This is a genomic window from Kribbella endophytica, assembly GCF_054781295.1.
The window spans coordinates 391,819-410,692 of record NZ_BAAGUR010000004.1 but is presented as its reverse complement, the minus strand read 5'-3'; the positions used below and the strand labels follow the sequence as shown (position 1 = coordinate 410,692).

At 69.6% G+C, this 18,874-nt stretch carries 16 protein-coding genes and 1 riboswitch; of the genes, 9 read left to right on the top strand and 7 right to left on the bottom strand.

The features are described 5' to 3' along the window. Nucleotides 1–41: 41 nt before the first annotated feature. Nucleotides 42–794 (bottom strand): SDR family oxidoreductase, encoded by a 753-nt coding sequence (locus ACYVIO_RS33740; RefSeq protein ID WP_460654999.1) that lies wholly within the window; start codon nt 792–794, stop codon nt 42–44. A gap of 38 nt (nt 795–832) precedes the next feature. Continuing rightward, nucleotides 833–2,326 (bottom strand): MFS transporter, encoded by a 1,494-nt coding sequence (locus tag ACYVIO_RS33735; protein ID WP_460654998.1) that lies wholly within the window; start codon nt 2,324–2,326, stop codon nt 833–835. Nucleotides 2,327–2,496: 170 nt separating this feature from the next. Here ACYVIO_RS33735 and ACYVIO_RS33730 point away from each other — a divergent pair, with 170 nt between their 5' ends. After that, nucleotides 2,497–3,879: a dihydrolipoyl dehydrogenase family protein gene (locus tag ACYVIO_RS33730; protein ID WP_460654997.1), complete on the top strand. Its 1,383-nt coding sequence runs from the start codon at nt 2,497–2,499 to the stop codon at nt 3,877–3,879. Here ACYVIO_RS33730 and ACYVIO_RS33725 read toward each other — a convergent pair. Next, nucleotides 3,876–4,700, bottom strand: a complete 825-nt coding sequence (locus ACYVIO_RS33725; RefSeq protein ID WP_460654996.1) for an oxidoreductase — start codon at nt 4,698–4,700, stop codon at nt 3,876–3,878. The genes ACYVIO_RS33730 and ACYVIO_RS33725 overlap by 4 nt on opposite strands. 106 nt (nt 4,701–4,806) lie before the next feature. On the opposite strand from ACYVIO_RS33725, the gene ACYVIO_RS33720 reads away from it, so the two are divergent. Continuing rightward, entirely contained in the window at nt 4,807–5,163 is a 357-nt protein-coding gene (locus tag ACYVIO_RS33720) for a VOC family protein (protein WP_460654995.1), read from the top strand. On the opposite strand, the gene rocD is transcribed toward ACYVIO_RS33720, so the two are convergent. Both rocD and metE read right to left on the bottom strand, forming a co-directional pair. Continuing rightward, complete coding sequence (gene rocD / locus ACYVIO_RS33715; RefSeq protein ID WP_460654994.1) at nt 5,160–6,362, bottom strand: ornithine--oxo-acid transaminase; 1,203 nt, start codon at nt 6,360–6,362, stop codon at nt 5,160–5,162. The two genes, ACYVIO_RS33720 and rocD, sit on opposite strands and share 4 nt — an antisense overlap. 73 nt (nt 6,363–6,435) lie before the next feature. Beyond that, complete coding sequence (metE, locus tag ACYVIO_RS33710; RefSeq protein WP_460654993.1) at nt 6,436–8,739, bottom strand: 5-methyltetrahydropteroyltriglutamate--homocysteine S-methyltransferase; 2,304 nt, start codon at nt 8,737–8,739, stop codon at nt 6,436–6,438. Between the two features lie 118 nt (nt 8,740–8,857). Then, a riboswitch (cobalamin riboswitch) is annotated at nt 8,858–9,074 on the bottom strand. A gap of 87 nt (nt 9,075–9,161) precedes the next feature. On the opposite strand from metE, the gene ACYVIO_RS33705 reads away from it, so the two are divergent. Beyond that, complete coding sequence (locus tag ACYVIO_RS33705) at nt 9,162–11,081, top strand: potassium transporter Kup (RefSeq protein WP_460654992.1); 1,920 nt, start codon at nt 9,162–9,164, stop codon at nt 11,079–11,081. 7 nt (nt 11,082–11,088) lie between these two features. Here the strand turns inward: ACYVIO_RS33705 and ACYVIO_RS33700 are convergent, their stop codons facing one another. Beyond that, entirely contained in the window at nt 11,089–11,553 is a 465-nt protein-coding gene (locus ACYVIO_RS33700; RefSeq protein WP_460654991.1) for a MarR family winged helix-turn-helix transcriptional regulator, read from the bottom strand. A 124-nt stretch (nt 11,554–11,677) separates the two neighbouring features. Here ACYVIO_RS33700 and ACYVIO_RS33695 point away from each other — a divergent pair, with 124 nt between their 5' ends. Continuing rightward, nucleotides 11,678–12,643 (top strand): NmrA/HSCARG family protein, encoded by a 966-nt coding sequence (locus ACYVIO_RS33695; protein ID WP_460654990.1) that lies wholly within the window; start codon nt 11,678–11,680, stop codon nt 12,641–12,643. A gap of 106 nt (nt 12,644–12,749) precedes the next feature. Here the strand turns inward: ACYVIO_RS33695 and ACYVIO_RS33690 are convergent, their stop codons facing one another. Then, nucleotides 12,750–13,511, bottom strand: coding sequence for an IclR family transcriptional regulator (locus ACYVIO_RS33690; RefSeq protein WP_460654989.1), 762 nt, complete (start codon nt 13,509–13,511; stop codon nt 12,750–12,752). 129 nt (nt 13,512–13,640) lie between these two features. On the opposite strand from ACYVIO_RS33690, the gene ACYVIO_RS33685 reads away from it, so the two are divergent. The 5 genes from ACYVIO_RS33685 (at nt 13,641) to ACYVIO_RS33665 (ending at nt 18,871) form a co-directional block, all read left to right on the top strand. Beyond that, entirely contained in the window at nt 13,641–14,885 is a 1,245-nt protein-coding gene (locus tag ACYVIO_RS33685) for a DUF6986 family protein (RefSeq protein WP_460654988.1), read from the top strand. Between the two features lie 207 nt (nt 14,886–15,092). Further along, nucleotides 15,093–17,210 carry a RecQ family ATP-dependent DNA helicase gene (locus ACYVIO_RS33680; protein WP_460654987.1) on the top strand — a complete coding sequence of 706 codons (2,118 nt, stop codon included), beginning with the start codon at nt 15,093–15,095 and terminating at the stop codon, nt 17,208–17,210. A 656-nt stretch (nt 17,211–17,866) separates the two neighbouring features. Then, the gene (locus ACYVIO_RS33675) at nt 17,867–18,193 is read left to right on the top strand and encodes a PadR family transcriptional regulator (protein WP_460654986.1); all 327 of its coding nucleotides are present in this window, start codon (nt 17,867–17,869) and stop codon (nt 18,191–18,193) included. Continuing rightward, on the top strand, nt 18,190–18,546 hold the full coding sequence (locus ACYVIO_RS33670; RefSeq protein ID WP_460654985.1) for a DUF1048 domain-containing protein: 357 nt from the start codon (nt 18,190–18,192) through the stop codon (nt 18,544–18,546). The genes ACYVIO_RS33675 and ACYVIO_RS33670 overlap by 4 nt, the downstream gene beginning before the upstream one ends. A gap of 1 nt (nt 18,547) precedes the next feature. Next, complete coding sequence (locus ACYVIO_RS33665) at nt 18,548–18,871, top strand: DUF1048 domain-containing protein (RefSeq protein ID WP_460654984.1); 324 nt, start codon at nt 18,548–18,550, stop codon at nt 18,869–18,871. Nucleotides 18,872–18,874: the final 3 nt, after the last annotated feature.

Here is an 18,874-nt window from a genome sequence, read left to right as displayed (position 1 = left end):
GGAGATGCTCTCCGGCGAGCGGCTCTGGAGAACCTGTTCGCCTAAGGGATCAGCTGCTGACCGCCGTCCACGTCGTACGTCGCACCCGTCAGTGCGGTGTTCGTCATCAGGTGGACGGCGAGCGCGGCCACGTCCTCCGGACCGACCACGCGGTGGATCGGCAGAGTCGCCCGCAGCTCGTCCCGCCGCTCGTCGAGCTGCGCACCGAGCAGCCGTGCCGACAGCGGAGTATCGACGAAACCGGCCGCGATCGTGTTCACCCGGATCGGCGCCAGCTCGATCGCGGCGTTGGCGGCGATCGCGGGCAGCGCTGCCGTACCGATCGCGGCCAGGACCAGCCCGAGCCCGGGACGCCGCGCGTGCGTCCCGCCGATCAACGTGATCGAACCGCCCGCCGGGATACGCCCGATGCACAGCTGCGCGATCCGCAGCGCACCGATCAACCGTTCCTCGAACCCGCGCAGCGCCTCGTCGAAGTCCATCTCCGCGATCGGCGCGTACGTCGGACCGCCGCCGCTGATCAGCACGTGGTCGATCTGCCTCGGCAATCCGGAGAAGACCCGTTCCAGCCGGGCCGAGTCGTTCACGTCGAGCGTCGCGGTGCTCTCCGCGCCGACCTCGGTCGCGGCCTGGGCCAGCCGTTCGCGGTTCCGCCCGGTGATGAACAGCCGCGCCCCGGCCGCCCGGGCCTGCCGGGCGGTCTCCAGCCCGATGCCGGAGGTGCCGCCGATCACGACGACGGCCTGGCCGGCCAGTTTCCCTTCGGACTGCACGGTGGTGAGGGTCTCGGTCATCACTTCTCCTGTCACGAGTGTCACGAGTGTCACGAGTGTCACGAAGTCGGTACGGCGCAGCCGTGGAGACGGGGTTGGGCGTGCGGCAGCTGCGCGACCGTCGGCCGCCCGGACGCGACGAACAGCACGGTGATGATGGCGCCGGCGACGCTCACGCCGGCCAGCACGAGCATCGCCGTCCGGTAGCCGTCGGCGAGCGGCTCCGCGAGATTGCTCGCTCCGCCGGCCCCGATCAGCGCCGGGACGAGCGCGACCAGGACGACTCCGCCGACGCGGGACGCGGCATCGTTGATCGCCGAGGCTTCACCGAGATCCGAGTCGTCGACAGCAGCCAGTACGGCGGCCGTCAGCGGTGCCACCGCCAGCCCGAGTCCGAGACCCCACAGGATCGCGCCCGGCAGGACCGAGGCCACGTAGCCGTCACCCGGTTCGGCCGCTGACAACCAGGCGAAGCCGGCGGCCACGATCAGGATGCCGACGCTCATCGGTATCCGAGTGCCGACTCGCGTCACCAGGCTGCCGACGAACGGCGACACGAGCAGGAACACGACCGACTCCGGCACGAGCGCGGCTCCGGCCGCGGTCGCGCTGTACCCGAGTTGCAGCTGGCACTGCAGGACGACCAGGTAGGCAGCGGCGCTGAGTGCGCCGTAGAAGAGCACTGTCGTGGCGTTGATGGCGACGAACTGCCGGATCCGGAACAACGCCGTACGGACCATCGGTGCCGCTCGGCGTTGCTCGAGGGGAACCAGGACGATGAGACAGCCGACGCCGACGACGGCCGTCACCACGACCGAGGCGCTTCCCCAGCCGGAGGACGGTCCGGCGGTGAGCGCGTAGATGACGCCGCCGAGGCCGAGCACGGTGAGCAGGCCGCCGAGGAGATCGAGCGACAGCGGACGCCGGAAGCGCTGGACCTCGGGGACGTGGCGGAGAACCCAGTACGCCGCTGCGATCAACGGGATGTTGAGCAGGAAGACGTAGCGCCAGGAGCCGTGGTCGATCAGCCAGCCGCCGCCGTACGGGCCGAGCGTCGTGCCGAGTGTGGAGATCCCGGCCCAGACGCCGATGCCCTTGGTGCGGTCGGCCGGTCGGAGGGTGCCGTTGAGGAGCGCCAGACTGCTCGGTACGACGAGCGCGCCGCCGATCCCTTGGATCGCCCGGGCCGCGATCAGCAGCTCGACGGTCGGCGCGGCGGCGCAGGCCAGCGACGCGAAGAACATGATGCCGAGGCCGACGACGAGGATCCGGCGGCGGCCGAAGTGGTCGGCCAGCGCGCCGGCGAGCAGCAGCAGGGACGCGACCGCGAGCAGGTAGCCGGTGACGACCCACTGCAGCTGGGTGACTCCGGCATTCAGCGCCGTGCCGATCGACGGGATGGCGACGTTGACCATGTACGCGTCGAGGAAGCCGACCATCGACGCGAGCACGGTCGCGGCGAGCAACGCCGTACCGGTGCTGCTGCGCAACGCCGCGAGCGGCTCGTCCGGTCGGGTTCCGGCTGGACTCGCGCCGCCGCCGTCGTCGGTCATGTCGCGGATCCTTTCGCCTGGGGTGCCGACGATCCGCTCGATGGCGCCCGGCTCGCACCCGTGGATGTCCCTGGTCCGTGGCGCCCAGGGAGACTCCCTGGCTCGACGGCGGCCGCACCTGGACGACGCTCGGCGTGTTGGCTTTCCGGCGAGTGCGAGGAGCACAGGCCATGGACACGAAGCTCGGGCAGCACTACGACGTCATCGTGCTCGGCGGCGGGGCGCCGGGAGAGCACTGCGCCGCGGCCCTGGCTAAAGGCGGCGTACGAGTCGCCGTTGTCGAGCGTGAACTGCTCGGTGGCGAGTGTTCGTACTGGGCGTGCATTCCGTCGAAGACCTTGCTGCGGCCGGGCGAAGCGTTGTCCGAGGTCCGCGAGGTGCCGGGCGCGCGGGAGGCCGTGACCGGTGCGCTCGACGTACCGGCGGCCCTGGGCTGGCGGGACTTCATGGTCTCCTCGTACGACGACGCCGGGCAGGTGGCGTGGGCTGCCGGAGCCGGCGTCGACGTACTGCGGGGGAGTGGGCGCCTGGACGGGCCGGGTGCCGTGATGGTCGGCGACGAGCGCTACACGGCCGACGACATCGTCATCGCGGCCGGGGCCGATCCGGTGCTACCGCCGGTACTGCGGGACGTGCCGGGCGTGTGGACGAACCGCGAGGTCACGGGGATGACCGAGATACCGGCGCGGATGCTCGTGCTCGGCGGTGGCGCGACTGGCGTCGAGATGAGTCAGGCGCTGGCGCGGATGGGGTCGGCCGTCGTACTGATCGAGCGGGGTGAGCACTTGCTCGGGCGCGAGCCGCGGGCTGTCGGCGTCGCGGTGGCGACGGCGCTCGCGGCGGACGGAGTCGACGTCCGGCTCGGTCAAGACCTCGTGCGAGCTCTGTTGGAGGACGGCGAGTACGTCGTCGTACTGGCAGATGGGACCGAGTTGCGTGGCGACAAGCTTCTGGCGGCGACCGGCCGTCGGCCGCGGGTCGAGGGCATCGGGCTGGAGACGGTCGGCATCACGCCGGACCCGCGGGGTGTTCCGGTCGACGACCGGCTCTCCGTCGGCCCCGGGCTGTGGGCGATCGGCGACATCACCGGGTTGTGGCAGCTCACGCACGTCGGCGAGTACCAGGGACGGGTCGTCGCGAGCAACATCCTGGGTCGGCCGCGGACCGCCGACTACGACGCCGTACCGCGGGTGGTGTTCTGCTACCCGCAGGCCGCGTCGGTCGGCGTCGCCGAAGGGCCGTTCGTGAGCACCGTGCAGCTGTCAGGCGTGGCCCGGACGGCGACGTACACGCGGGCCTACGACAGCCAGCCCGGGTTCCTGACCATCGTGTCGGACGGCGAGGTGCTCATCGGCGCGCACGCGGTCGGTCCGGAGGCCGGGGAATGGTTGCAGCAGGCAACGTTGGCGATCCGCGCGCGGGTGCCGGTGAGCGTGCTGCTCGACGTGATCCAGCCGTTCCCGACGTTCTCGGAGGCGTTCATGCACGTGCTGCGCGACCTCGACGAGCAGCTCACCCGGCCGAAGCCGGGCGTGCAGCTCGCCCACTCCTAGAAGTCGGTCGCCCGGCTGACCAGCTCCCACTGGTCGGCCTCGGTGCGCAGGTTGTCGAGGGCAGCGCGAAAGGCGGTGGAGGCGTCGTTCCCGAGGATCAGCATGTACGGCGGGGAGTCGGACTCGACGGCCTCGATCAGCGCGGCGGCGGCCTTGGCCGGGTCGCCCGGCTGGGTACCGTGCACGGTGTCGTTCTCCTTGCGGCGCTTGCCCGCCGTACCGGCGTAGTCGGCGATCGCCTCGGCGGACTGCAGCAGCGAACGGCCGGCGAAGTCGGTCCGGAAGCCGCCGGGCTCGACGACGATCGCGGTGATGCCGAGCGGCGCGACCTCCTTGCGCAGCGAGAGGGTGAGCGCCTCGACCGCGGCCTTGACGGCGGAGTAGTAGCCCGACCCCTCCGGGCTGATCCGCGCGCCGATCGAGGAGAGGTTCACGATCGTGCCGCCGCGACGCTCGCGCATGGCGGGCAGGACGGCCTTGATGGTCCGGACCGTGCCGAACACGTGCGTCTCGAAGAGCTGCCGGACGTCGGCGTCGGCGCCTTCCTCGACGGCGGCGCGGTAGCCGTAGCCGGCGTTGTTCACGAGCACGTCGATCGCGCCGAAGTGCTTCTCGGCCGCGGCGACGGCGTCGGTGACCTGTGCGTCGTCGGTGACGTCGAGCGGGAGAGCGAGCGCGGTCTCCGGGTACGCGTCGGCCAGGTCCTGGACCTTCGCGACATCCCGGGCAGTGACGACCACGTTGTCCCCGCGCGTGAGCAGAGCCTCGGCGAAGGCGCGGCCGAGCCCGGTCGAGCAACCGGTGATGAACCAGGTGGACATGGAGTTCCTTCCGTGAACGGCTTGTTCGTCCATCGAACAGCACTCCGGGCCGCGGGTGGGAGTCCCTGGCGTGCCAGGTACCAGCAGAACCCCTCAGAATGGCCGTATGGACGACGTACCGGAGCTGGCCGCGATCGCTGTCGACTGCCTCGATCCCTGGGCGCTCGGACGGTTCTGGCAGCGGTTCCTCGGCGGTGAGCTGCGGGCCAACGGTGACGAGGTCGTCGAGTTGCACGGGGCAACGGTCCGGATCGACTTCTGCGTGGTGCCCGACCTGCCGGCGAAGCGGAAGAACCCGGTGCACCTCGACCTGCGGGTCCCGGCGGAGCGCCGGGACGCCGCGATCGAGCGCGTCCTGGGGCTCGGCGCGACCAGGGCACTGGATATCTACGACGGGGACGAGTGGGCGACCTTCCGCGACCCCGACGGCAACGAGTTCTGCCTCGTCTGGGGCGCGGCCTAGGCGGCCAAGGACTTCAGTGCCAGCGTGAAGCGTTCGGTGAGCCAGTCGAGCGTGGTGCTCGTGATGGTCAGCGGCGGCGAGAGCCGGATCGTCGAACCGTGGGTGTCCTTGGCCAGTACGCCGTGCTCCGCAAGCTTCTCGCAGAGATCGCGACCGGTGCCGAGCGCGGGGTCGAGATCGAGCCCGGCCCAGAGACCGTGGACGCGCAGTCCGACCAGACCGTGCGCGCTGAGCGGTTCGAGTCGCTCGCGGAGCGCGGTCTCCAGGTCGCGTGCGTGCAGCTGGAGATCACCCGGTTCGAGCAGCTTCACCACCGCGCGCCCGACCGCGGCGGCGAGCGGGTTGCCGCCGAAGGTGCTGCCGTGGGTGCCCGGCGTGATGACGTCCATGATCGCCCGGTCCGTGACCACGGCCGACAGCGCGACGATGCCGCCGCCGAGTGCCTTCCCGAGGATGTACACATCCGGTACGACGCCCGCCCGCTCGCTCGCGAAGGTCGCGCCGGCGCGGCCGAGACCCGACTGGATCTCGTCGGCGATCATCAGCACGTTGTTCGCCGTACAGGCCGCGCGAACGGCCGCAAGGTAGCCCTCGGGCGGGACGATCACGCCGGCCTCGCCCTGCACCGGCTCGAGCAGCACCGCGACCGTGGTCTCGTCGATCGCGGCCTCCAGTGCGGCGGCGTCGCCGTACGGGACGGAGCGGAAGCCCGGCGTGTACGGCCCGTAGTTGTCGTGCGCGACCGCGTCGCCGGAGAAGCTGATGATGCTGATGGTCCGGCCATGGAAGTTGCCGTCAGCAACGATGATGGTGGCGTTGCCGTCCGGTACGCCCTTGACCAGGTAGCCCCAGCGGCGCGCCAGCTTGAGCGCGGTCTCGACGGCTTCGGCGCCGGAGTTCATCGGCAGGACCGCGTCCTTGCCGGCCAGCGCGGCCAGCTCCGCGCAGAACGGGCCGAGCTGGTCGTGGTGGAAGGCCCGGCTGGTCAGCGTGACCCGGCCGAGCTGCTCGGTCGCGGCGGCGATCAGCGCCGGGTGCCGGTGACCGAAGTTGAGCGCGGAGTAGCCGGCCAGGCAGTCGAGGTAGCGCTGCCCGTTGGTGTCGGTGACCCAGGCCCCCTCGCCGTGCGCGATGGTGACCGGGAGCGGGTGGTAGTTGTGCGCGCCGTACTGCTCTTCCAGCGTCACCGGATCGATCACGGGGCCGTCCTCTCGAGGCTCAGGGGTAACAGGTGGTACAGCGAAGCATAACTCTGTACCACCTGCTACGGAATCAGCTGAGCTGTTCGCGGACAGTCCGGGCCGCGCCGACCAAGTTGTCGAGCGAGTCGCGGACCTCGGGCCAGCCGCGGGTCTTCAGGCCGCAGTCGGGATTGACCCACAGGCGCTCGGCCGGGATCGCGGCCAGGCCCTTCTCCAGCAGCGAGACGACCTCCGGCGTACCGGGCACGCGCGGGGAGTGGATGTCGTAGACGCCCGGCCCGACGCCACGCGGGTAGCCGGCGTCGCCGAGCTCGTGGGCGACCTGCATGTGCGAACGGGCCGCTTCGAGGCTCGCGACGTCGGCCTCCATCTCGTCCAGCGCGTTGAGGATGTCGCCGAACTCGACATAACACATGTGCGTGTGGATCTGAGTGTCCGCACGCACGCCGCTGGTCGTCAGCCGGAACACCTCGGTGCCCCAGTTCAAGTACGCCGCACGGTCGGCCTGCCGCAGCGGCAGGGTCTCGCGCAGGGCCGGCTCGTCGACCTGGATCACCGCGGCGCCGGCCGCTTCCAGGTCGTTCACCTCGTCCCGCAGCGCCAGCGCGACCTGACGTGCGGTGTCGCTGCGCGGCTGGTCGTCACGGACGAACGACCAGGCGAGCATCGTCACCGGTCCGGTCAGCATGCCCTTGACCGGACGCTCGGTCTGCAGCTGCGAGTACGCCCACCAGCGAACCGTCATCGGCTCCGGGCGGGAGATGTCGCCGACCAGCACCGGCGGCCGGACGTACCGGGTGCCGTACGACTGGACCCAGCCGTGCTGCGTCGCCAGGTACCCGTCGAGCTGCTCGGCGAAGTACTGGACCATGTCGTTGCGCTCGGGCTCACCGTGCACGAGAACGTCGAGCCCGGCCTTCTCCTGGAACGCGAGCACCTCCTGGATCTCGGCCTCGATGCGCTCGTCGTACTGCGTCGCGTCGATCCGCCCGGCGCGCAGGTCGGCGCGCGCCTTGCGCAGCTCGCCGGTCTGGGGGAACGAGCCGACAGTGGTGGTCGGGAGCAACGGCAGACCGAGCCGCGCCTGCTGGGCGGCGCTGCGTTCGGCGTACGGCGTGGAGCGGCGGCTGTCCGCCGCGGTGACGGCGGCGACCCGCGCCCGGACGTCCGGGTTGTTGGTCAGCGCCGAGCCGCTCCGGGAGTCCAGGGCTGCCCGGTTCGCGTTCAGCTGGTCGGCGATCGCTTCGGCGCCTTCGGTGAAGCCATGGGTCAGCGTGGCGATCTCGGCGGACTTCTGCCGGGCGAACGCCAGCCAGCGCGCGACCTCGGGGTCGATGCCGTCCTCGGCTGCGACGTCGTACGGGACGTGCAGGAGCGGGCACGACGCGCTGACGTCGACCTGACCGGCCAGCGAGCGCAGCCGGGTCAGCGTGGCCAGCGACTTGGTCAGGTCGTTGATCCAGATGTTGCGGCCGTTGACGACGCCCGCGACGAGCCGCTTGGAGCGGACCTCGGAGGACGCGACCAGATCGTCGAGGTTGCCCTCCGCGGGACCGGTGAAGTCGATCGCCAGGCCCTCGACCGGCGACTTGGCGAGCACAGGCAGCGCCTTGCCGAGCCGGTCGAAGTACGACGCGACGAGCAGGCGCGGGCGATCGGTCAGACCGCCCAGTACGGCGTACGCGCGGGCGGTCAGGTCGAGCTCGTCGGGCGAGCGGTCCTGGACCAGGGCGGGCTCGTCCAGCTGCACCCAGCCGGCGCCGGCGGCGCGCAGGTCGGCGAGCACTTCGGCGTACACGGGCAGGATCTTGTCGAGCAGCGACAGTGGCTCGAAGTGCTCGTCGACGCCCGGCGCGGGCTTGGCCAGCAGCAGGTAGGTGATCGGGCCGACGACGACCGGCCTGGCGGTCAGGCCGAGATCGAGTGCTTCGCGAAGCTCGGCGACCTGCTTGCTGGTGTCGGCGGTGAAGGTGGTGTCGGGGCCGAGCTCGGGGACGAGGTAGTGGTAGTTGGTGTCGAACCACTTGGTCATCTCGAGCGGCGCGACCTCCTGGGTGCCGCGAGCCATCGCGAAGTACCCGTCCAGCGGGTCCGCGGCCACGGCCGCCCGGTGCCGCTCGGGGATCGCGCCGAGCAGGACCGACGTGTCGAGCACGTGGTCGTAGTACGAGAAGTCACCGGTGGGGACCTCGTCGATGCCGTCGGCAGCGAGTTGCTGCCAGTTGGCCTTGCGCAGTTCGGCGGCGGTCTGCCGGAGGGCGTCCGCGTTGACGGTGCCCTTCCAGTAGCCCTCGATGGCCTTCTTCAGCTCGCGGTTCGGGCCTTGGCGCGGGTAGCCGTACACGGTGGATCGTGCGGCTGACTGGGTGTTCAAGTGTCTCTCCTTGGCGAGGCAGTCTCGAAGACCCCGTACCCCGGAGAACAGCAGGCAGGCGCGACAGGTCGCGCACGGCCGACCTTCCCACGAGGTCACGCGGTCACCGCCGTACGACGACGTACGGCGGGCAGGGGCAGGTCTTCGGACTCGTGGGCGCGTCCGTCGTTCCGGACACCTACTGGCCGTCGCTTCCCAGACCGGTCCTCCGGTCCAGTGCTGATGACGGCGGTCGTTCCCACTCACCGCTGCGGGGCAGTCCCGGAGTTCCACCGGGTTCCCTCTTACGACGACCCGACTGGCGATCGGGCCGAACCACTGCGTCACCACTTTCTCACAGAATTCTCACAGCACCAGGCGAGTGTGATCGGTCTGCCAGCCAACTGGGGGTGGTTCAATGCGCGCGTGAACAGGCTGACGCGATGACCGCCGATGAAGCGGACGGCCGCGTGCAGTCCCGGACCCTGCTGACCATCGGCGCGCTCGGCGTCGTGTTCGGGGATATCGGGACCAGCCCGATCTACACGATCCAGACCGTGTTCAACCCCGGCGACCCGCACCCGGTGCCGGTCTCGGCCGACAGCGTGTTCGGGATCGTGTCGCTGATCTTCTGGGCGGTCACGATCATCGTGACGATCAAGTACGTGCTGCTGGTGCTGCGCGCGGACAACCAGGGCGAGGGCGGCATCCTCGCGCTGATCACGCTGATCCGCAGCCACGGGACCAACGGCAGCCGGCGGACCAAGGTGATCCTGGCCGGGCTCGGCATCTTCGGCGCGTCGCTGTTCTTCGGCGACTCGATGATCACGCCGGCCATCTCGGTGCTGTCCGCGGTCGAGGGTCTGAAGGTCGTCCAGCCGGGGCTCGACGCGTACGTCGTACCGATCACCGCGACGATCATCGTGGTGCTGTTCACGCTGCAACGCCTCGGCACCGGCCGGATCGGCCGGTCGTTCGGTCTGGTGATGGTGCTGTGGTTCGTCACCATCGGTGCCGCCGGCATCGGCGGGATCACGCGGCACCCGGAGATCCTGAAGGCGCTGTCGCCGACGTACGCGATCGGCTTCCTGACCAACCACTTCGGCCACGCGTTCTTCGCGCTGGCCGCGGTCGTGCTCGCGATCACCGGCGCCGAGGCCCTGTACGCCGACCTCGGGCACTTCGGCCGCGCGCCGATCACCCGGGCCTGGCTGATCCTCGTGTTCCCGGCGTGCATCCTGAGCTACCTCGGCCAGGGCGCGCTGGTGCTGAAGGACGAGTCGTCGGTCAGCAGCCCGTTCTTCCTGCTCGTGCCCGAGTGGGGACGGATCCCACTGGTTCTGCTCGCCACTGCGGCGACTGTCATCGCGTCTCAAGCGGTCATCACCGGTGCGTTCTCGGTCGCCCGCCAGGCGGTGCAGCTCGGCTACCTGCCGCGGCTGCGGATCCTGCACACGTCGAGCAAGACGATCGGGCAGATCTACGTGCCGTGGATCAACTGGGCGCTGATGATCTCGGTGCTGACGCTGGTCTTCGCGTTCCAGACCTCCGCCGCGCTCGCGTTCGCCTTCGGCATGGCGGTCACGGCCACGGTCACGATCAACACCGTGCTGTTCTTCTACATCGTCCGCAAGCAGTGGGGTAAGCCGATGTGGGTGGTGATCGGCGGAGGAGCAGTCTTCCTGTCGATCGAGCTGCTGTTCCTCGCGGCGAACCTGACCAAGCTCGTCCACGGCGCCTGGCTGCCGCTGCTGATCGGCATCACGGTCTTCACCGTGCTCACCACCTGGCAGCGCGGGCGTTCGCTGGTCACTGCCCGCCGCGAGCGTCAGGAAGGCTCGCTGACGACGTTCATCAACGAGCTGCACGAGGCGCAGCCGCCGCTACGCCGGGTGCCCGGTACGGCGGTCTTCCTCAACCGTGGCAAGGACACTGTGCCGCTGGCGATGCGCGCGAACGTCGAGCACAACCACATCCTGCACGAGAACGTCGTGATCCTGTCGATCGAGACCGAGCCGGTGCCGACGGTCGAGGACGCGGAGCGGATCACGATCGACGACCTCGGGTTCGACGACGACCGGATCGTCCACGTGACGGCCCGCTTCGGTTATGTCCAGACGCCGGACGTGGCCGCCGTTCTGCGGCTGGCGGCCGAGCAGAGCTCCGAGGTGGCGTCGCTGGATCTGAGCGACACGTCGTACTTCCTGTCGACGATCGAACTGCGGCTCGGTGAGCACCCGGACATGGCGCGCTGGCGGAGCCGGCTGTTCGTGGCCACGTCGCACATCAGCGCCGACGCCGCCGAGTACTTCGGGCTGCCTCGCGACCGGGTGGTCATCATGGGATCGCGGATCGACGTCTAGGCCTGCCTTATTCCTCGGGGCTGCGGCCGCGCTGGTGGTCGGTGATGTCGTGGAACATCTGCTTGAACTGCCGGTAGTTCTTCGCGCCCAGCCGCTCGGCGTGCCGGGCCTCGATATCGTCCACGATCGCGTCGGCGGCCCGCATCTGGGCCAGCCCGCGCTCGGTCGGACAGACGAGCTTGGCGCGCCGGTCGCTCGGGTCGGGATGGCGTTCCAGGTAGCCGAGGGCTTCGAGCTCGTCGACCAGCGTGCCGATGATCTGCTTGTGCTGACCGGACAGCCGGGACAGCTCGGTCGCCCGGACGCCTTCGGGGGCGAGATAGGCCAGTACGGCGCCGTGGCGGTACTTGAGGTCGTCGAACCCCTGCGTCGCCAGCGTCGCGAACATCTCCCGCTGGACCGCGAACAGCAGTCGTCCGGACAGCACGCCCAGGTCGGGATCCGCTGCCCTGCGCTCCGATCGGGTGACCAACCGACTCTCCTTCCGCCGTCCTTTGGTGGTCATCCTACGTGATAGTCACGATATTTGACTAAGCATCCGGTGGTGTCTACGCTCTGAGAAGTAGTCAAGATTCATGACAATCAAGGAGTTTGACATGACGGAGATCATCGCTGTCGTCGGCGCGACCGGTATCCAGGGCGGGGGCCTGGTGCGGGCGATCCTGGCCGACCCGGCGAAGCAGTTCACCGTCCGGGCGATCACCCGGAACGCGAACGGCGCGGCGGCGCAGAAGCTGGCCGCGGCCGGCGCCGAGGTGGTCGAGGCCGATCTGGATGACGAGGACAGCCTCCGCAAGGCGTTCGACGGCGTGTACGGCGCGTACGTCGTCACCAACTACTTCGCCCAGCGCAGCGAAGCGGAGGTCGCTGCGCGGTCTGCGGCCGACATGGAACTGGAGCAGGCCGGCAATGCGGCCCGCGCGGCGCGTGATGCCGGCGTACAGCATGTGATCTGGTCGACGCTCGAGGACACCCGCCCGCACTTCGGTGACACCGACCGCGTTCCGACCCTGGACGACGGCCGGTACAAGGTGCCGCACTTCGACGCCAAGAGCGAGGCCGACGACCTGTTCCGCGAAGCCGGCGTACCGACGACGTTCCTGCGGACCACCTTCTACTACGAGAACCTCGTCGACTCGCTGGGCCCGGCCCGCGATGCCGACGGCAACTTCGTGCTCACGCTGCCGATGGGCGACAGCCCGATCAACGCGATCGCCGTCGAGGACATCGGCCGGACCGCGCTCGGCATCTTCCGCCGCGGGCCGGAGTTCATCGACAAGACGGTCGCGATCGCCGGGCAGGCGCTGACCGGTGCCGAGCTGGCGGCGACGATGAGCGACGTCCTCGGTGAGCCCGTCACGTACGCGCCGCACGGCTGGGACGACTTCCGGTCCTTCGGGTTCCCGGGCGCCGTCGAGTTCGGCAACATGTTCCAGTACTACGCGGAGAACCACGAGGAGTTCACCAACGACCGCGACCTCGACCTGGCGCGTGAGCTGAACCCGCGGCTGCAGACCTTCCGCGAGTGGTTCGCCGAGCACCACACCGAGCTCGCGCGATAAGTGCGGTCGCGGGGGCCACAGCCTCGTCGCCGGTGCGCCTTTCAAGTACCGGCCCTCGGTTGGTGGTTGGTACTTGAGAGGGGTGGGGGTTGATCCTTCGGGTGGCCTAGCGCAGGTCGTCCGACAGGGACTGGGCGGCCTGTGTGAGCAGGGGGATCGCCCGGTCCACGAGGGTCTCGGTCATCCGGCCGGCGGGGCCCGAGATCGACATCGCGAGGCGGGACGGAACGTCGGGCACCGGTACGGCGATGCAGCGAACGCCGAGCTCCTGCTCGCCCTCGTCGGTGGCGTACCCGTCCTGTTGCGCCTTGCGAAGCTGCGCGGCGAACTCCTCGACGTCCGTGATCGTCGTCTCGGTGTGCTTCGGCATGCCGGTGCGCTGCAGCAGTTCGCGGACCTCGGCGTCGCGCAGCTGGGACATGATCGCCTTGCCGACCGCCGTGCAGTGGGGGAGGACCCGGCGGCCGACCTCGGTGAACATGCGCATCGAGTGCCGCGACTGGACCTGCGCGAGGTAGACGATCTGGTCGCCGTCGAGCATCGCCATGTTGGCGGACTCGCCGAGCTCGTCGACCAGGCGGGCCAGGTGTGGCCGGGCCCAGACGCTGAGCATGTGCGACGAGGTCTCACCGAGGCGGATCAGCTTCGGGCCGAGCACGTACTGACGGGACGGCTCCTGGCGGACGTAGCCGAGGTCGACGAGCGTGCGGACCAGGCGGTGGATCGTCGGCAGGGGGAGCCCGGAGGCGGTGGCCAGCTGGGACAGGCCGAGCATGCCGCCGGCGTCGGCCATGAGTTCGAGCAGGCCGAACGCGCGCTCGATCGACTGCACGCTGCCCGAGCGGGCGGTGCCGGTGGTTTCCGCCACTGAGGTCTCCTTCGGTTTCCGAATGGCGGAAGTCTAGCGCCAGATCCCGGAAGCGTCAGCTCTTGCGGCTTTCGTTGTGTGGATATTAGTCTCCGCCATACGGAATTCGCGGAGATTAAGGTGGTGGGTATGACAGACCTCGACGCTCTCGTCGGCGACCTGGACCGACGGCTGGCCGAGGCCGACGCCGTACTGACCACGCGGTACCCGGGGGATCGGGGAGTGCGGCAGCCTGTTCATACGGTGTATGTGCCGGGTGATCAGTACTCGGTGGGGACTGTTGGTGCTTGGGGTGGTGAGGCTCGGGCCGCGCTGGATGCTCACGGTGGGACGGCTGAGGAGCTGGCCTCGGCGCTGGGGATTGGGCTGTCGGCCGAGGTCTATGACCGCGTCCGCGCCAAGCTGGACGCCGAGCCGATCGAGGATCTGCGGATCGACTTCGAGGACGGGTACGGCGCGCGTTCTGACGAGGAGGAAGACGCTGCGGCTGTTGCCGCGGCACGTGCTCTGGTATCGGCTGTCAAGGCTGGGACCGCACCGCCGTACCACGGTCTGCGCATCAAATCCCTCGAGGCGCCGACCCGTCGACGCGGGGTCCGCACTCTCGATCTCTTCGTCGGTGAACTCGCCGCTGCCGACGCCCTGACACCCGGCTTCGTCATCACCCTCGCCAAGGTCACCTCGGTCGAACAGATCGAGGCCATGGTCGTCGTACTGGATGCGATCGAACGCGCCCGCTCGATCCCGAAGCTCGGCTTCGAGATCCAGATCGAAACGCCTCAGTCGATCCTCGGCCCTGACGGCACGGCCCTCATCCCACGGATGATCACCGCCGGAGCCGGGCGCGTCACCGGCCTGCACTACGGGACCTACGACTACTCGGCGTCCCTGGGCATCGCCGCGGCGTACCAAAGCATGGAGCACCCGGCTGCTGATCACGCCAAAGACATCATGCAGCTCGCTGCGGCAGGTACTGGTGTCCTCATCTCCGACGGCTCCACCAACGTCCTTCCGGTCGGCGATCGGGAGGCAGTCCATGCCGCGTGGCGGCTCCACGCCCGCCTGGTCCGCCGCTCCCTGGAGCGAGGCATCTACCAGGGCTGGGACATGCACCCCGCCCAACTCCCCACCCGCTACGCCGCCACTTACACGTTCTACCGTGAGGGTCTGGAGGTTGCGGCCACCCGTCTCCGCGCCTACACCGGCCAAGGAGACTCCGGCTACCTGGACGAACCCGCCACGGCCACCGCCCTGGCCGCCTACGTCCTCAGAGCCATCGACTGCGGCGCCGCCGATCAGGAAGAGATCGAAAAGCTGACCGGTCTGGACGAGGTCACCCTGGCGAAGCTCGCCAAACGTCCCGTGCGGGGCTGACGCGCACGGCCGGCCCGCTCCTCGCCGCCGAACCTCACCCCTCGGCGAATCCCTTCAAGTAGTCGCTGCCAATCGGCCGACGGCCCCGCAAGTCTTCTGCCTACAACCGGTCTCCAGTTCGACGAAGCAGCCTGCTTCCTCCAGGTTTTCCACAGATGGGGGTCGGGGGCCCACGGGATGGGGGTGGGGGCGTCTAGGGTCGTTGGCATGGGTGATGCGTTGAAGCTGTCCGAGGCTCGTGCGGCGACTGCTGCGGGGGTGATCTCCGCGATCGCGGGGGATGCCGCGCGGTTGCGGGAGGACCAGGAGACCGCGGTCGCGGCGCTGTGTGAGCCCAATGCGCGGGTGCTGGTCGTGCAAGCGACCGGGTGGGGCAAGTCGGCGGTGTACTGGGCGGCGACGGCGATCCGTCGCTCCGAAGGCGCCGGGCCGACGCTGGTCGTCTCGCCGTTGCTGTCGTTGATGCGCGACCAGGTCGCCGCCGCCGGCCGCGCCGGACTGCGCGCGGCGACGCTCAACTCGTCCAACTTCGACGCCTGGTCCGAGATCGAGAGCGACCTGCGTTCCGGCGCGATCGACGTCCTGCTCGTCTCGCCAGAGCGGCTGGCCAACCCAGGCTTCGGTCGCCGCGTGCTCGACGGGCTCGCGGGCCAGATCGGCCTGCTGGTGATCGACGAGGCGCACGCGGTCTCCGACTGGGGACACGACTTCCGCCCCGACTATCGGCGCGTGTCCGACGTACTGCAGAAGCTCAACCCTCAGACCCCCGTGCTCGCGACGACCGCGACCGCCAACACGCGCGTCACCGAGGACGTTGCGCATCAACTTGGCGCCTCGACCCTCGTACTGCGTGGTCCGTTGGCGCGATCGAGCCTGCAGTTGGCTGTGGTCAACGCGCTCTCGCCGCTCGATCGGTTCGCGTGGGTGGTCGACCACCTGCCGAAGCTCCCCGGCTCGGGCATCGTCTACACGTTGACCGTCGCCGACGCGCAGCGCCTGGCGGCCGCGGTCCAGGAGGTGCACGGCGCCGCCGTGCCGGTCGCTGCGTACACCGGCGGGCTGGAGTCGGGGGAGCGGGAGTTCCTCGAGGACGCACTCCGCGAGAATCGTCTGAAGGCGCTCGTCGCGACGTCCGCGCTGGGGATGGGGTACGACAAGCCTGACCTCGGGTTCGTCGTGCACGTCGGGTCGCCGCCGTCGCCGGTGTCGTACTACCAGCAGGTCGGACGTGCCGGCCGCGGCATCGACCACGCCGTCGTTGCGCTGCTCCCGTCGGACGCCGACGCCGGCGTGTGGGACTACTTCGCGACCGCGACGATCCCAGTGCCCGAGAACGTGAACCGCTTGCTGGCCGGCCTTTCGGCGTACGGGCCTGATCAGCCGGCGACCGTGCCGTCGCTGGAAGCCGAGACCGGGCTCCGACGTGGCCGCGTCGAGCTGATGCTGAAGCAGCTCGCCGTCGACGGCGCGGTCGAGCGGGTCGAGAAGGGCTGGCTGCGGACGGACGCCGAGTGGACGTTCGACGCCGCGCACTATGACGGCATCGTCGCCGTACGACGCCGCGAGGCTGACATCATGCGCGCCTACACCCGCGGTGAACGTTGCCTGATGCAACTGCTTCAGGAGTCGCTGGACGACCCGACCGCCGAGCCGTGTGGTCGGTGCTCGGTCTGTCTCGGCCTGCTCCCGGATCCGCTGACCGCAGCGCCCGACCCGGAGACCGTCGAGACGATCACCCGCCAGCTCCGCGGCGAGACCCACGTGCTCGAACCGCGCAAGATGTGGCCCGGGGGAGCGTTCGGCGCCAAGGGCAAGATCCCACCTGCGCTGCTTGCCGATCCTGGCCGGACGATCGTCTACGCCGACGCCCCCGAATGGCGGGAGGTCCTGCGCTCGGTCTTCGGCGACTCCCCGGACCCCGCGCACGTGGAGGCTCTGAAGGCCGGGTGCGTCGCGGCGTTGTCCCGCTGGCGCGACGCCTGGTCCCGCCGCCCCGAGATCGTCATCCCCCTCCCAGCCGCCGGCTACCGAGGCCTGACCACCGCGGTCGCCGACCACCTCGCCGACATCGGCCGCCTCGACCGCGCCGAACTCACCCTCAACCCGTACTCCCTGGACGAAGGCCTCTCCTCAGCCGAAGAAGCCCGAGTCTGGCGAGACGCCATCGAGGTCGACCCCACCACCGCCCAATCCATCACCGCCCGCTCGGTCCTCCTGGTAGTCGACGCCTCGTCCTCCCAGTGGCCCATCACCGTAGCCACCGCCAAACTCCGAGAATCCGGCGCCGCCGCGGTGCTGCCTCTCCTAATCCACCGCCGCCCCTGACAACCCCACCGGGCTGATCGACAAGCACAGCGCCACGCACCTACCAAGTACCGGCGCGCGCCGCGGGTCTCCTGCCCTGCGTCGATCAGCAGGGGATGGCCAGGCATCACACCCACACCCACCAAGTACCGGCGCCAGCGCGCGCCCACCAGGCACCGGCGCTCGCGCGCACCCATCGGGTACCGGCGCGGCGCGTGCCCGCCAGCCACCGGCGCCCCGCGCACCTACCAAGTACCGGCGCGCGACGAGGGGCTCCTGCCCTGCGTCGATCAGCAGGGGATGGCCGGGCATCACACCCACACCCACCAAGTACCGGCGCCGGCGCGCGCCCACCAGATACCGGCGCCGCGCGTGCCCGCCAGGTGCCGGCGCCGCGCGTGCCCACCAAGTACCAGCGCGCGCCGAGGGGCTTCTGCCCTGCGTCGAGCGGCAGGGGATGGCCAGGCATCCCCTGCCGACACCCACCAAGTACAGGCGCCCCGCGCGCCTACCAAGTACCAGCGCGCGACGAGGGTCTCCTGCTCTGCGTCGGTCAGTAGGGGATGGCGAGGCGCCCACGCCCACGCATCCGCTCGTGGTCCCCGGGCGGTACTCGGTGGTACTGTATAGCTGGTACTTGGTGCTACTGAATACCAGCGCGGGGAAGGGAACCGGCGATGGACGACCTGACAGAAATGTTGAAAGGGACGCTCGAAGGCTGTGTGCTCGAGATCGTCGGGGCTGAGGAGACCTACGGGTACGCCATCACTCGGCAGTTGAACGAGCTCGGGTTCGGGGACGTCGTCGAGGGGACGGTCTACACGATTCTCCTGCGGCTGGAACGGAACAAGCTGGTTCGGGTGACGAAGCGGCCGTCGGAACAGGGCCCGCCTCGGAAGTTCTACGCGTTGAACGCCGCGGGGCGGAAAGAGCTCGCGCGGTTCTGGGGGAAGTGGGAGTACGTGACCGAGCGGATCGAGAAGCTCAAGGAGGGCGGCAGATGAACATCTGGGAGACCATCACCGGTAGCGATCTCACCAGGGAGTACAAGGCGTTCGAGGTGCGGGCGCAGACCCTGCCGACCGAATACCGGGCGGCGTGGGAGCAGCTCAACGCGCACCTCTCGCCGTACGGCGACTTCACCGGCCGGAACCTGTTGCCGATTCTCGATGGCGCGCTGGGGTTGCTCGAGGAGACAGCGGCGCAAGGGCAGAGCGTCGACGAGGTGCTGGGGGACGACATCGCGGGCTTCTGCGCGGCGCTGGCCGGGGGAGAGGGCAGCCGGACCTACCGCGACCGGTGGCGCGAGCAGTTGAACAGGAACGTCGCGAAGAAGCTGGCACGGTTGGGAGGCTGACATGGGGATCCACGACATCATCGAGGGCAAGAAGCAGTGGCGGGCGCACGTGGCACGGGTCAAGGGGCTCCCGCAGGACTACCAGATCGTCTACCGGGAGATGCAGAAGTACTTCTTCAAGGTCGGTCCGGTCGACCTCACCGATGGGAACCTGCTCCCCGGGATCGTCGACTTCTTCGACGAGGGCGTCGCTGCTGGCAAGGGCGTTATCGAACTGATCGGCACCGACGTGGCGGCCTTCTGCGACGACCTGATCAAGGACTCCAGGACGTACGCCGAGCTGTACCAGGAGTCTGTTGCCAAGGAGCCTAGAATCAGCGGCTGAGCC